This window comes from [Clostridium] clostridioforme AGR2157, from assembly GCF_000424325.1.
GTDB classification, from domain to species: domain Bacteria; phylum Bacillota; class Clostridia; order Lachnospirales; family Lachnospiraceae; genus Enterocloster; species Enterocloster clostridioformis_A.
The window spans coordinates 1-15,573 of record NZ_KE384163.1; the positions used below are offsets into that span (position 1 = coordinate 1).

The 15,573-nt window shown below is 45.2% G+C and carries 9 protein-coding genes; 7 read left to right on the plus strand and 2 right to left on the minus strand.

Features of this window, described 5'->3' with window-relative positions; all coding sequences use genetic code 11:
- The coding region (locus G614_RS28990) for a helix-turn-helix domain-containing protein (protein ID WP_242828214.1) at nucleotides 1-247 on the minus strand (247 nt) is incomplete at its 3' end.
- A 399-nt stretch (nucleotides 248-646) separates the two neighbouring features.
- Here G614_RS28990 and G614_RS0124100 point away from each other — a divergent pair.
- The 6 genes from G614_RS0124100 to spoVAE all read left to right on the plus strand — a co-directional run bounded on the left by G614_RS0124100 (nucleotide 647) and on the right by spoVAE (nucleotide 11,718).
- Nucleotides 647-2,398 (plus strand): hypothetical protein, encoded by a 1,752-nt coding sequence (locus G614_RS0124100; RefSeq protein ID WP_155245155.1) that lies wholly within the window; start codon nucleotides 647-649, stop codon nucleotides 2,396-2,398.
- Between the two features lie 10 nt (nucleotides 2,399-2,408).
- Entirely contained in the window at nucleotides 2,409-3,437 is a 1,029-nt protein-coding gene (locus tag G614_RS0124105) for a hypothetical protein (protein WP_027643900.1), read from the plus strand.
- A complete protein-coding gene (locus G614_RS0124110) occupies nucleotides 3,430-8,706 on the plus strand; it encodes a DEAD/DEAH box helicase (RefSeq protein WP_027643901.1) in 5,277 nt (1,758 codons plus the stop codon). Before G614_RS0124105 ends, G614_RS0124110 begins: the two co-directional genes overlap by 8 nt.
- 410 nt (nucleotides 8,707-9,116) lie before the next feature.
- Nucleotides 9,117-10,115, plus strand: a complete 999-nt coding sequence (locus G614_RS0124115; RefSeq protein ID WP_044918934.1) for a virulence RhuM family protein — start codon at nucleotides 9,117-9,119, stop codon at nucleotides 10,113-10,115.
- 214 nt (nucleotides 10,116-10,329) lie between these two features.
- A complete protein-coding gene (spoVAD, locus tag G614_RS0124125; protein ID WP_027643903.1) occupies nucleotides 10,330-11,352 on the plus strand; it encodes a stage V sporulation protein AD in 1,023 nt (340 codons plus the stop codon).
- Between the two features lie 12 nt (nucleotides 11,353-11,364).
- Nucleotides 11,365-11,718, plus strand: coding sequence for a stage V sporulation protein AE (spoVAE, locus tag G614_RS0124130; protein ID WP_002567369.1), 354 nt, complete (start codon nucleotides 11,365-11,367; stop codon nucleotides 11,716-11,718).
- 205 nt (nucleotides 11,719-11,923) lie between these two features.
- On the opposite strand, the gene G614_RS0124140 is transcribed toward spoVAE, so the two are convergent.
- Complete coding sequence (locus G614_RS0124140; protein WP_027643905.1) at nucleotides 11,924-14,617, minus strand: transglycosylase domain-containing protein; 2,694 nt, start codon at nucleotides 14,615-14,617, stop codon at nucleotides 11,924-11,926.
- A gap of 211 nt (nucleotides 14,618-14,828) precedes the next feature.
- Here G614_RS0124140 and G614_RS0124145 point away from each other — a divergent pair, with 211 nt between their 5' ends.
- Nucleotides 14,829-15,479, plus strand: coding sequence for a YigZ family protein (locus G614_RS0124145; RefSeq protein WP_027643906.1), 651 nt, complete (start codon nucleotides 14,829-14,831; stop codon nucleotides 15,477-15,479).
- The last annotated feature ends 94 nt before the right edge of the window (nucleotides 15,480-15,573 follow it).

Genomic DNA, 15,573 nt, shown 5'->3' on the forward strand with positions numbered 1-15,573 from the left:
CTTTACTGTCTTCCATGGCAGCTTTCACGCCTGATTCCATATATTTTTTCAGGCAGAGCTTTACCGTCGGTCTCGAAATATCGAGTTTGTCAGCAATGGCTTCATCTGCCATGCCATCTGATTTTAATAAGAGGATTTTGGCTCTCCTGTGGACTCTGGCTTCAACAGTCCCCTTCTGTAGAATGGACTTTAAATATGACTTATCATCATTGGAAAGAAAAATAGGCGTAGCACTCTTTGGCATCATTTTACCTCCTGAAATGGTCTATAAGTATTATACCATTTCAGGATAATAATGTAAACTTATTAAAATCGAGTTATACTAGATAAATTTCGCAAACTGTCAAAGTATAGTGACGAGGAGACAGAAGAAAGAAGTGAAGATTATCAATACACATCTATTTGTCAGATATTTAACGATTATAATGGAAAAAAGTGCAGGCGGTTAGCAGATATTGAGGACAGGAAAGTCAGCCGGTTCATTAAAATTGAGGAGGAACCGCCTTATTTCAGCAATCGTGACAAATTACCATTGCTTGATGGGCCTGATACAGAGGAATTTATTGGAATATGGAACTGGAATGTCATTCCCAATTATAAGGATTCCAATAGAGATTATGTAAATAAAATGCAGTATAATAGTAATATGAATTACATAGAGGTTGTGGAACTTACAGAATGCCATAACTGTGAGGAACTTTTAGATTTTCTCATTGGTCATGATTTCTCCTGCATATCAGGAAGCAAAGTGCTTTTTGTGTACCATACGACAGAAAATGAGATGAATGGTTTGCTGTGTGGAACTAGTGAACTGGAATTTTGTGATGGGTTTGCCCGGTTGAAGAAAAACGTGTACATATTGCCGCAGTACACCATTGATATTGGTGATGTATTAGAGATTGCTGGAAAGAAAATTTACAGATACCTTAATCTGGGTATGCCTCAAAGCATTTTTCAAGTAAAGAGTCCGCTGGAAGTTGTAAAGGAGATCGTGGTAAGACGTGCTACAAGTGCAAAATTGCGTCAAAGCGGTCTTAGTATAAAAGAAACTCAGCATTGCCAGGCTTTTTTGAAAGAACTGCCAGAAAAGACGATATATCAGGAAATTGTTGACGCATATGAATGCACGGAGAAAGAAGCTGAGGAATATTTATCCTCCTTTATTAAACAGGCAGATTCCTATTTGTCAGAAGACGACATTGATATGGAAACGTTAGGAGCTGCGGTGGAGAGAAATACGGAGCTTGTGAGGAGATGTAAAGAATTGCTTTCGGAAGACTGGCAAAAGGAGAATTCCCAACAACTTCTCATGGCGCAAGACGAACTGGAAAAGGTACAGAGAGCAGTCAAAGAGGAAAGAGATAATTATACTACATATAAGGAGCAGCACAGCAAGGTGCAGAAGGAACTGAAAGAGCTCCAGGCAGAGATTTCAAAACAGGAAAAACTGGCTCAGGATGTACAAGAGAAAATTGCAGCCCGAATTGCTTTAGCAAGAAAAGATGCGGCGGACTTTATATCTGAAATGGCATTTGCCATGCCAATTGATATTAAAAGTAAAGGTGTGCTGTCAGAAGAAAGTTCCATATCGGTTACCTATAGAAAAAAGAAGTATCATTTGGGCACTGAAATAACGGATATGGATTCTTTTGAGGAGGAATTGACAGAGAACCTAATTTTGTCAGGTTATGATGAGAGAGTTGCGCTTCAGATGGCGCAGATAATTGTATTTGCTATTTGTAATAATATGCCTATTGTATGTGGTGAACACGCAGAAAGGATAGCAGATTGTATTTCCTCCATGTTTGGGTGCGATGGGACTTGTATGCTCTCTTTGCCCATAGGCGAGCCTCGCTGCAAAGAAATCTGTGATTTTATCGGGCAGGAGATAAAAGCTGTCAATAGAGTGTTTATCGTCAATGGCATTTTTGAGGGATTTAGCTTGAACGCTTTTCATGAGATAAGGCAACGTTCAGAAGAATGGGGGAATAAGGCGATTCTTATTTTCCCGTTGAATGGTAATACAGAAATGATTTCAAGCCATGTATGGAACCAAACTATGTTTATTGACGGAGATATCGGAATTACAGATTTTGAGACGGACACTTTAAATGCTTTTTATTCCTCAGTTGATTTTGTTTTAGAATACGATGCAGAAGTTTTTCGAAAAAAGCGTAAGCTGTTAAAACAGTTTTATGGAATGATTGATAACATGGCAGTATTAAATTATGCAAAATATCTGGCTGTGACAGATGGAACAATGGAAGCGGATGAAATGATATTCATTCAGATTTTGCTGAGTGCGAAATCTTCCGAGAAAAAGGAGGATTTCTTAGAAAAGCTTTCAACAATTGGATTGGATGTAAAGTCCAACAGATATATTGCAAAATACCTGTGAGGTACGGCGGATGGAAGACAGAATCCTATATGCCATGGCTACTGACTTAGGGATTGATAGATATGGAAATGAATCAGAAATGCAATTTTGCAGCAGAGTTTTGTATTCAGCGATGGCCAGTTGGGTAAAAGCCTCTGCATTGGATCAGCCGGTCACCAGTGTACAGGAGAATGTGCAAGGGGTGAGTAGAAGGCATATTTTTGATAAATGTACTGCTATCCTTAATGAAATGTTGAAAAGACATCCAGAATCTAGACCGTGGTTTGAAACGGAATCAGAAGTAGACAGCCCCATTACTGTGTTGCTGGGCAGACTGATAAGACATGGAGATTTGCTGCAGGTTGGATTTGGGACAAACCTGATTCTTGCAGGAAGCAGCCAAATGCCGCTATCAGGTAAAGTGGGGTGCAGAAAAGGGGAGATACTTTCGCAGGATACATATTATTCAGGTATAGCAATGCTTCAGAAAACACAAGAAAGCACAATATACAAACCTGAGCCAGTTACAGATGTAACAGGATGGTTTTGGGACTTTGTACGCTCTGCCTGGTGGAAAACTGCGGGTATGGATAAGAATGTTCAATATTTTAATGCATATAGGAAGTCAAAAAATAATCATTCCTGTTGGCAGTCAGAACGGCCAAAATCAGTGGAAGGAATATCGTTTGCCCGCCGTAATATCTGTCAAAACAGATATGAGTATTATCTTCTGCGCCAGGGTGAATATTTGTATGAACATCGAGTGGATCCGTTCTTACAAGAAGTTTACGAACATAGACGGTTTATGATGGCAATGAGGCACATGGCAGGGAATGATGTGCCAGTACAGATGTATCACTATGCAGACCATGTTTCGGTGAAATTGAGGATTCATTTGCCGCAAAAGGAAAGCTCCCTGTTGGAAACATACGCATGGCCCCACAATTCTATTATGGATAAGCTGGAATGGGATATGGGTGAACTGGTGTGGAAATTTGTAAAGCCGCACTTATATGGATTAGGGATAAAACTGATAGAAGAAAGGACAGGACATGGATAAGTATGGAGTAAGGAACACTTATGATGCGATCAGAAACCGGCTGCTGGATTATATCAATACCGAATATCTTGGTAAAAATGACGCATTACGTGTTGCTTGTGAAAAAGAGCTGCAAAAAGCGGGGATGGTGTTTCAAGAACCTTATATAGAGGCCAATCCCGCTTACCTGGAAGCGGAAGGGGGAATTAACGGCGCAGCGTTGGAGATGGCTGTCAAAAGAATTCTTCTAAAAATGGCAGAGTTGGATTTAGGCGTGTTTAGGAACCCATACAAACACCAGATCGAAGCCCTGGAGGCATTTTATCAAGGACAAGACCTTTTTGTCGCTACGGGTACAGGTTCCGGGAAAACAGAATGTTTTATGTGGCCGATGGTGAGTAAACTGGTTCTGGAGCAGATGCGTTCTCCCAGAACATGGGAGATTCGTGGGGTGCGGGCAATCATGCTGTATCCAATGAATGCGTTGGTTTCTGATCAATTGGGAAGACTTCGTTGTATGATCGGCAATGGTGAAAACGGTTTTCATAGCTTAATCAATGAAATGGCTCCAGGACGCCGGGTAGTGCAGTTTGGGATGTATACCGGTCGCACACCGTATTCAGGTAGAGCTGACAGAAATCAAAACTTAAATTTGGCGAATACGATGGAGAAAGATATTCTTAAGCAGTCAGAAGAAACTAAGAAAAAGCTTCGTGAACTTGGAAAATATCCATCTAAAAAAAATTTGGGAGCGTTTGTGGAACGCTTGAGGAAACAGGAGGATTGCCTGACAGATCCAGAAGATGCGGAGTTAATAACCCGTCATGAAATGCATCAGTATTGTCCCGACATATTGATTACAAATTATTCTATGTTGGAATACATGTTGATGCGTCCGATTGAAAAGGAGATTTGGAATAGGACGAAGGAGTGGATTGACAGCGCTCCAGGAAACAGATTATTGTTTATTATGGATGAAGCCCATATGTATCGAGGCTCGTCTGGAGGAGAGGTTGCTCTTTTAGTGCGTAGATTATTGCATAAGCTGGGTATTAAGCGCAGTCAGGTACAATTTATTCTTACCAGTGCCAGCGTTCCATCGGAAAAAGAAAAGGAGAGAGAAGTATACAAATTTGCTAGTGATTTAAGCGCCCAGCAAAAAAACAGAAATACATTTGTATTGATCAAAGGAACAGCGGAGAAACTTCCGGTAAGTGGTAGAGAGTTTGACCCGATTGTTCTGATGGATTACGATTTGGACGCACTGCAGCAGGACTGGAATGGGCGCTATCCAGCAATTATGGATTTTGCCAGACGGGTAAACTTTCCTGTATACAATGGTTCTGAGGATGAAACAAATGTCGAAACGTGGCTGTATGATTGTTTGCGCTTGTGTAATCCACTGCTGCGGATTATAAAACAGACCCGGGGGCATGCAGTCAGCTTTAAGAAATTAGTGAAAATTGCGTTCCCAAAAAGTGAATCCCCTGCTGCGGAAAAGGCAACCAGCGTATTGCTTGCAATCGCTCCATTTGCAAAAAATACTGAGGGGAAGGTTCTGTATCCTGCCAGACTGCATATGATGTTTCGGGGATTGCAGGGGATTTATGCCTGTTCCAATCCATCCTGCACACAAAAAAATTATGAGGATGCAGGGCTTGGATTAGGTCGTGTCTATCTGCGAAAACCAGGAGCACGCTGCAAATGCGGAGGCATGATATATGAACTGTTGAATGAGCGATCTTGCGGTGCATTGTTTCTGCGTGGCTATATGGATGTATCTGAACATGAAAATCCTTTTGTCTGGAATGAACCGGGTATCCAGTTTACGGATAACTTGAAAGAAGTTCTTTTTTATCCGATTCTTCAGGATGGCAACTTTAAAAGAAGTAAAGGAAGCAGAAAGATTCAAACCGCATATCTGAATGCGATGACAGGATACCTGGACAGATTTTCCGAGGAGCCTGGCGGGAAGAAAAACTGTATTCAAGTAGCATACTGTGATGTGGAAGTTAAGGGCAGGCCGAATTTATGGACTTTTAGTACTTGTCCCAAATGCGACAAAATGCGCTTTGAGGCAACTGATTTTGTTACCAAAGGAAATGAACCGTTTTTCAATCTGGTATCGGAGCAATTCTATGTACAGCCACCTATTTCTCGATATAAGAATGAGGCCAATGGTGGACGAAAAGTTTTGCTGTTTTCAGACAGCAGACAGCGTGCTGCTGTTCTGGCAAGGGACTTGACCCGTGCGGCAGATGAATGGGCTATGAAAAAAGCGCTGACAGTTGCAGCAAATGAACTCCAGGAGTGGGCGGCACGGAACCATAAAATTCCAACATTGAACATTTTGTATGCTGTTTTTCTGAAAGTTGCCTATCAAAATGGACTTCAGTTTTTTTATGGAAATAATGAAAAGGAATTGTTGGAAGATTTAAAGAAGATGGAGGAGTTATATGAGAAAAAGCAGGACAAGATAAAATACAATATTGTCATTAATAAATACTTTAAACATAAACCAAGTCAGTACTATGAACATTTGTTGCGACAGTTGTGCAGCAGCTTTCGGTCTTTGACGGATGCAGGATTATGTTGGATGGAGCCTTGTGACATTGACGAGGAAACCTTTGACGAAATAGAAGAGGAGCTGGAGGAAGCAGAAATTGAGATGTCATTAGATGAGTTCAAGGTGCTGTTTTCCGCATGGGCAATGGAAATCATGACTTCACAGTATGCGGTCGGTTCTGAAATTGATGATGACGTGCGAAGAAATATTACTGCATATCCCCGGCTGGGAGTCGGGAATGGAAACGAATTGCCGCCCAGAATCAGGAAGATGCTGGAAGCTCAGGGATTTACAAAGGCTCAGATTGAAATTGTGGTCAGGCAGTTATGCAAGTTTCTTGCCAAAGGCAATCATACATCCTCTATGTATCTCAATTTGGATATGATTATGTTACGCTTTGGTGAAAACCATGAATGGTATAAATGCCCCAGATGCAGTGGCGTGTTTCCTTTCGTATTGTGGGGAAAATGTGTACACTGTGGGAAAGGGATTTCCAGAAAGATGACTCAGGAGGACTTTGATGGCATCAAATTCTGGCGGGCACCTGTTCTGGGGGCGGTTCATGGTAATCCGCAGGTATATATGACGCGTATTAACACAGAAGAACATACCGCACAGCTTTCCCATAAGGATCAACGGCAAAAAACCTGGTCAACTACGGAAGATTTTGAAATGAGATTTCAAAATGTTCATGTAAACAATGATCGTCCGGTAGATATATTGAGCTGTACTACGACTATGGAAGTAGGCATTGATATTGGATCGCTGACGGCGGTTGGTTTGAGAAATATTCCACCTATGCGGGAAAATTACCAGCAGCGTGCCGGGCGTGCAGGTCGGAAAAGCGCAGCAATATCCACAATTGTCACATATACAGACAACAGGCCTCATGACAGTTATTACTTTCATAATCCTGAAAAAATCATTTCCGGTGTTCCCAGAACGCCATGGATTGATGTTGACAATAAAAAATTAGCATATCGACATATGAATGTAATTTGTGCTACAGAGTTTTTTGACAGGATGGGATCAGGGGCGGACGAAGTCAGGATTTGTGATTTTTTCCGGACTGATTTTAAAAACTTTGAAGAGTTTATCTATGGGAAAGAGGAACAGGATTTTGAACTGGAAACACTTATTCCAGAGGGGATTAACTTCAACATTGCGGAATATAAAAAAGAAATTTTGGATCAACTGGAAGAATTAAGAAAAAGTACGGAAGAATTTCCGGAGGAATACCAGGATGATGATAACCAGGAAAAGCGCGTGCTGGATACTTTTTTGGAAAGGGGGATTTTTCCAACATATTCTTTTCCTAAAGATGTTGTAGGTTTTTATGTGGAAAATGAAAAGGGATCATCCATTGAACAAAAGCCGGAACGCGCTTTGGACATGGCAATTAGTGAATACGCACCTGGGCGGTTAGTGGTGATTAATAAGGTTACTTATAAATCAGGCGGTATTTACAGCTTTCATTCAAAATTTCGTGCGGATGAGCAGGAACACCCTGCCAGACCTTTCTTTGAAAGCAAAAGTAAGGAATATTTTAAAGACCTATATTATTGCGGAGATTCCGCCTGCAGTTGGATGGGACTGAAATACGAAAGCCAATGCCCGTTTTGTGGAAAAGCAACCATTCGGAGTCAAAAGATGCTAAAGCCGTGGGGATTTGCACCTGTCAACGGAACAAGTGCCAAGGAAGCAGGGGCTGAAGCAGAAATGACTTATGCAGAGGAACCTTGTTATTCTATTACACCAAAAGAAAGCGAGATGGAGACGGTAATCGGTTTTAGCAACCTGCGCTATTCAAAGAGAGCGAATGATCCGTTGATTATCTTGAATAAGGGACCGAAATCTACAGGTTTTATGGTCTGCAAAGATTGCGGGGCTGCGATTCCCGGGGATGACGAAGCGCTGCTTCGGAAGATATATAAACCATATCGCCATCCGTATACAAATTATAGCTGTCATCATGGGGCAGGAAGCGTTGTAAACACTTATCTGGGCAATCAGTTTAGGACAGACATGGTAGTGTATGAGATTACCCTTGATGCAAAACGGATAAATGTAAATCCTGGCGGGCTTTGGATACGAAGAGCCGGTCAGACTTTGGCAGAGGCGATGACTTTGGCAGGCGGGCGCCTGCTGGATATTGAATTCAATGAAATCAAAAGTGGATATCGGTTGCGTTATTCCGAAGATGGTTTTAAAGCGTATGTAGATGTCTTTTTGTTTGATAGCCTTTCTAGTGGAGCAGGGTATTGTTCTGCATTGGCGGAAAAAACACAGGAGCTGATGGGGGAAACAAAAAAGGTCCTGATAAGCTGTCATGCTGGGTGTGACAGTGCCTGCCATGAATGTCTGATGCATTACTGGAATCAACGTGTTCATGGCTTGTTAGACCGTTTTGCAGCGCTAGAACTGTTGGAATGGTGCGAGAATTTCAGTCTTCCGTCAGAATTGCCTTATGATCAACAGGAAGAATTGCTGGAACCATTAAACGCTATGGGAGCGGAATATAAAATAGTTGGGGATGGGATACAGCATTTTGTTGAGATGCGAAATAAAAGGCGCAGGATTGCTGCATATCCGGCGATGTGGTGTGAAAGCAGTTCTTTGTTGCCAGCAGGGACAATCACTCTTGCGGATAAACTTTTGAAGTATGCTTTACCGAAAGCTGATGAACTGATTCGTAATGAATGGAAAAGATGTTTTAATGATTGATTCACGCTTTCCACATTAAAAATGGGGCTTGTGCCTTGCTGCGAGCTTTGTTTTTGCAGCAAGGTTTAGCATACCAAATGGTTTGGGAAGTTTGAGTAAAATAGATAGGATATATTTTAATAAAAGATAGAGTCCGATTCCCTGCAGCTTGATGTCATTTCAGTGAATCAACTTTAGTAAATGGTGCGAATTATATCGAAGAACGGATGGTACATAAAAGAGTCAGGAGATGTGCTGGACAGATGTGAAAAACTATTTTTTAAGGAGCGATTGATCTGTTATCTGACGGGGATATGTAACAGAGAGTGAGTTCATTCACCTGAGATATGAAACTTAAAATTCCTTGATTTTTTAAGGAGAATCACTTGACAATATAGGGAGGTTTAGTTTTGGAAAACTTTTCAAAAGAGATGGAAATGATTTTATACCACTCCGACGATGGCGATGTATCAGTTAATGCGTATATAAAAGATGAGACACTTTGGATAACGCAGAAGGCAATGGCGGAGTTGTTTGGTGTTCAGGTTCCCGCAATCAGTAAGCATCTTAAGAATATTTTTCATGATGGTGAGCTTGAGGAGAGAGTGGTTGTTTCCAAAATGGAAATAACCACTCCACATGGTGCGATTGATGGAAAAACGCAGACAATGGAAGCAAAATTTTATAATTTAGATGCCATAATATCCGTTGGCTATAGAGTGAATTCAAAAAAAGCAACTCATTTTAGAATTTGGGCAACAAAAATTCTGAAAGAATATATGCAAAAAGGGTTTGTGTTGGATGATGATAGGCTTAAGCAGGGAAAGGCTGCATTTGGGAAAGATTACTTCAGAGAATTACTTGAAAGAGTTCGTTCTATTCGAGCAAGTGAACGTCGGATATGGCAACAAATAACTGACATATTTGCCGAATGCAGTATTGATTATACGAAGGATTCTGAGATCGCATATCATTTTTATGCGACTATACAGAATTGTTTCCACTATGCAATAACGAGTTGCACAGCAGCTGAAATTGTATATAATAAAGCAGATCATACGAAAGAGCATATGGGACTTACAACATGGAAGAATGCACCAGATGGGCGAATTCTTAAGTCTGATGTATCAATTGCTAAAAATTATTTAACCGAAAAGGAAATACGACAGTTAGAGAGGGCTGTTACCGGATATTTTGATTATATCGAAGATTTAATAGAACGTGAAAATGTGTTTACTATGGAAGAATTTGAGCAAAGTGTAAATGCCTTCCTAGAGTTTCGACAGTTTAAAATTCTTAAAGATAACGGTAAAATATCGCATAAACAAGCATTGGAAAAAGCGTATAGCGAGTATGATGTTTTTAATAGAATACAACCGATTGAATCAGATTTTGATAAAACTGTGAAGCGGATGATGAAAGATTTTTGATACGTAGGGAGAGCAGTTTTAGGCAATTTTTTTTTCCGGAAACATGCAGTTGACATTTGGACTGGGGAGCTGTCCTGCCAGGCCCTGGCAGATGCAGGCAATGCCTTTCCACTAAGCAGGCTGCCTTTTTGGGTTCATTTATTTTTGAGTATTTTTCCGGAAACGAGGGATACTGTAATTATTACATCCTGTCACAGGAAGGAGAGTGCATGAAATGGGACAGATGAAAGGCAAGGCAAGTATTGAATTTGAACATCCCCCGGTCATCATAAGCGCTGGCTCCGTCGTTGGGAAAAAAGAGGGCGAAGGTCCTCTGGGAAGCCTGTTCGACGAGGTGGAACTGGACGATATGTTTGGTATGGATAATTGGGAACAGGCGGAGAGCACCATGCAGAAGAAAACCGCGGACCTGGTCATTGAAAAGGGCGGCATACGAAAGGGTGACCTGCGCTATCTGTTTGCGGGCGATCTGCTGGGGCAGCTCATAGCCACATCCTTTGGTACCGTGGATTTGGAGATCCCTCTTTTTGGGCTTTACGGGGCCTGCTCCACCATGGGGGAGGCATTGGGATTGGGAGCAATGGCAGTCAACGCAGGGTATGCGGACCAGGTCATGTCCATGGCGTCCAGCCATTTTGCCACGGCAGAAAAGCAGTTTCGTTTTCCCCTGGCCTATGGGAACCAGAGGCCGCCCTCTGCCACATGGACTGTCACGGGCTGCGGCGCCGTGGTTCTGGCAGGAAACCGGAAGGATGGGATGGCCCGCATCGCAGGCATCACAACCGGACGCATGGTAGACATGGGCGCCAAGGATTCCATGAATATGGGAGCTGCCATGGCCCCGGCAGCGTTCCATACCATTGAACAGAACCTGGAGGATTTCCAGGTCAATGAGACCTGGTATGATAAAATCATCACCGGGGACCTGGGAGAGGTGGGAAGGACCATCCTGCTGGAGTTTATGAAGAATAAAGGAAGGGACTTAAGCCGGCTTCACATGGACTGTGGCATGGAGATATACGATAAGGAACAGCAGGACACCCATGCAGGTGGAAGCGGATGCGGCTGTTCCGCCGTTACCCTGTGCTCCTACATCCTCCCCAAGGTACAGGATGGCACCTGGAAGCGGGTTTTATTTGTCCCTACCGGGGCGCTGCTGTCCTCGGTCAGCTTCAATGAAGGACAGAGCATACCGGGCATTGCCCACGCAGTCGTCATTGAACATATCGACAGTTAAGGAGGAAATGATATGGACTATTTAAAAGCATTTATCGTGGGAGGAATCATCTGTGCCCTGGTCCAGATTCTGCTGGAAAAGACAAAGATGATGCCGGGGCGGGTCATGGTCACCCTGGTGGTCAGCGGCGCCATACTGGGAGCCATAGGGCTCTATGAGCCCTTTGCGAAATGGGCAGGGGCAGGGGCCACGGTGCCTCTTCTGGGCTTTGGAAACACTCTCTGGAAGGGCGTAAAGGAGGGAATCGGAGAGGACGGGCTACTGGGCATCTTTAAGGGCGGACTCACGGCCAGTTCCGCGGGAATATGCGGCGCCCTGGTATTCGGCTATCTGGCGTCCCTTGTGTTCAAGCCGAAGATGAAGTGATGAAAATTAATATGGAAAGCATGAAAGTAATAAGGGCGGCAACCGAATAAAAGGTGGCAGCAGAATAGATGGCAGCAGAATAGAAAGAAACAGAATAGAAGGCAGCAGCAGAATAACGAAAAAACCGGGACACAGCCGTCATCTGACGGCTTGCGTTCCGGTTTTTTAAAATGATTTCTGTCAGTACTGGATTTTCAAACACGCTCTAGTAAGGCCGGTTGCCCGGGCCAAACCCTTCCGTGGATTCCGGCGAGGCCTGATAACCCGGACCGATTGGAGTCACGGTAGGACCTGTATTTCCGGGATCATTGGTGTTTGGCGGAATGATGGTGGAAACGTCGGAGTGGATGGTGCAGTAGCCTGGGATAGCAAATACGGAATCATCCGTAGCTCCCTCCTCGCCCTCCGGCAGTGTCATGCATACCCTGGTAGTCTTTGTGGGACAGTAGGGAGTGGGGCGCATGCCTGATTCCGCGCATACGGTAACCTCCACATGCTTGTCGCAGACTTCCGTGGGAGCGGTTCCCTTTGCAAAATACTCAGTGTAGACGGCATTTCCCCTGGGGTCGTGGTTGCAGACACCGGAGACAGCTCTCTTGCCGGATTTGCGGCAGATTTCCGCGGTCTCGATACTGTCCGGCACCGCAAAGCCCGGGTCTGACATGCCCTCGTGGACACGGTTCATGATGTTGCGCCAGATGTCCTTGTGGAAGGTGGTGCCGCCGTTGTTCACGCCGCCGTGCTTAAGCTTCTGGTTGTTGTCACATCCGCCCCATATGCCGGCGGTGTAATAAGGCGTATAGCCCACGAACCATACATCGTTGTTGGAGGTGGTGGTGCCGCTCTTGCCGGCCGCAGTCATGCCTGTCAAGGCAGCGCGGGTGCTGGTGGAGTTGATGGACACGCCCGGGCGGGTGAATTTTCGGTTGCTCTTCATGGATTCCGACATGGCGTCCGTTAAAAGGAAGGCAGTGGAATCCTTCAGCACCTGCTTTGTCTCCGGTTCATTGTCTATGAGGACCTTTCCGTTGTGGTCCAGTATCTTGGTGAAGAAACGGGGCTTTGTGTACACGCCGCCGTTGGCAATGGAGGCATAGGCCGTGGTCAGCTCCAGATTGGAAACGCCCTTTGTGATGCCGCCCAGGGCAGTGGCTGCTCCCAGGTCGTCCTTTGTAAGGGAGGTAATGCCCATGTTCTCTGCGTACTCCACGCCAAGCTGAGGCGTGACTGTCTCCATAAGGCAGCGCACAGCCACAATATTCATGGAGTAGATGATGCCGTCCCGGATGCTGGAGTAACCGGTAAAGCCATAGCCGGAATTCCACCAGTTCCGGAAGGTCTTGGTTCCTATGGTATAAGGCGCGTCGTAGTAGACAGTGCCCAGGGTGGCTCCGCAGGCATCCAGGGCAGGCGCGAAGGCCGTGATAACCTTAAAGGCGGAGCCTGGCTGGCGGTATACGTTGCTGGCGCGGTTTAGGGTAAGACTGGCCGTCTTTTCGCCGCGGCCGCCGCACAGCGCCTTGACCTCGCCTGTGTGCTGGTCTAACAGAACGAAGGAAGCCTGCGGCTGTAAAATCAGGTTCTGGCGCTCGCCGATGATTTCATCGCCATCCTTTAAAAGCCATGCCTTATACTGGTCAATGTCATCCTGGACCGCTTCCTTGGAGGCATAGAGTCCCTCAAAGGAGGAATCTCCCAGCACGCTCTTGCGGAAGGTGCGCAGGTTCTCCTCTGAATAGTGCTCCGTGGTGCCGTCCGCGTGAGTAATGGAAAGCCTGTATTCCACAGAATACTTGGCAACGGAATAGTTGTCCGGGTTATTGATCTCCTCGTCCACAATGGCCTGTAAGGCCGGGTCCTGGGTGGTATAAATCTGGAGTCCGCCGGAATACAGGAGATTGCTGGCCTGGCTTTCCGTGTAATCCAGCTTTTCCATCAGGGCACTGATGACCTGCTCAATGAGCTCGTCCGTAAAATAACTGTAATGGCTGTTGGCCCCTTTGGTGGCTGTATCCACGTTCTGTATCCTGTCGTATACATCATCTGCCAGGGCCTCCTCCTGCTGGGCCTTGGTGATATAATCCTGCTCATACATATACTGGAGTACGATTCTTCGGCGTTCCGCATTGTTTTCGCGTCCTGATATGGGATTGAGTCTGGAGGGATTCTTGGTGATGGATGCAAGCACTGTACACTCGGAGAGGGTCAGGTCTGAAACGTCCTTGTTGAAATAGCGTTTGGCCGCCACCTTTACTCCCAGGGTGTTGTTGCCCAGGTTGATGGTGTTGAGATAGTTGGTGATAATCAGCTTCTTGGTATCTTCCTTGCTCATGCCAGAATTCTTTTCCAGCTGCACGGCAAGGTACTGTTCCTGCAGTTTACGCTCAATCCTGGCTCCCCAGCCGGATTCCATTCCTCCGGAGAACACGTTGTTCTTGATGAGCTGCTGCGTTATGGTGCTTCCGCCGCCCGCATAGTCGTCGCTGACAATGCCCTTTACGGCCCTGGCAATGGAGCGGATGTCGATGCCGTTGTGGGTCCAGAAACGGGAATCCTCAATGGCTACGAATGCGTTTATCAAATCCTTTGGAAGTTCCTCGTAGGTGGCTTCCTCACGGTTGGAGCCGCTGGTGACCAGGGTATCCGTCAGGTTCCCGGCAGAGTCGTATACCGCAGTGGCAAAACGGCTGGGCTGAATATTTAGAATATCAACGGAAGGGGCATTATCTATAATGCCTTTAACCATACCGAAACCGATGGATGCACCCACTACTGCCAGAAACAAAAACAGGACAAAAAGCGCCTTAAATATATTAAGGAGCAGCCGTGAAGCGTATTTGCCTGATTTAGAGTGGAGAGACTTAAGCCTGCGCTCAGCCTCGTACTTTCCATAGTTCATAGATTCTCCTTTTCGTACATAATCTGAATAAAATCCGCCCCCCTGCGGACCCTCATACCTATCTTGTAGATTATACACCAATTTTGTAAAATTGAAAAGGTTTAAATATGCCCTTGCCATCGCCTGATATCTATATTATGATAAAAAATAGGTAAAAAATGTCGAAAGGTGGGGATGGTAACCCACAAATAACCGTAAAGGAGCCGTAAAAGTGGTAGATAGTTACAAAATTCTGTACAAGGGAGGCTCAGGAGAGCTGGCGGAGAAGAAGTCGCGCTTCATAGCGGACCTGCGCCCTGTGTCTTCAGAGGAGGAAGCCCTGAAATTTATAGAGGAAATCAGAAAGAAATACTGGGATGCAAGACATCACTGTTTTGCCTATATTATCGGGGACAGGGGACAGACCGCCCGGTGCAGCGACGACGGGGAGCCGTCCCAGACAGCCGGGAAACCCATGATGGATGTGCTGGCAGGGGATGAGCTCCACGATGTGTGTGCCGTTGTAACCCGGTATTTCGGAGGCACCCTGCTGGGTACGGGGGGACTGGTGCGGGCGTATTCCGGTGCTGTCAAGGAAGGGATTAAGAACTGCGTCATCCTGGAGAAAAAGCTGGCTGTCCGTCTGAGCATCACCACGGATTACAACGGAGTGGGCAAGATACAATACATTGCGGCCCAGGGCGGGATCGACACCCTGGATACCCAGTATACGGATAAAGCCGTGTTCACCTTCCTGGTTCCCATAGCAGAGGAGGGGAGATTCACGGCCCAGATTACGGAAGGAACGGCCGGAAAGGCTGTCATCCGGAGAGAGGATGAGGTATACTACGGCCTTGGTGACAACGGTCTGGTGGTGTTTTAAGAGGAATTAGGATCCGAAGCAGATTCCCATACCAAAGTTTTGAGCCGGTCCAATAGGACGCTGTGGGATGGGAAAAATAGCGTGAATTAGCGGA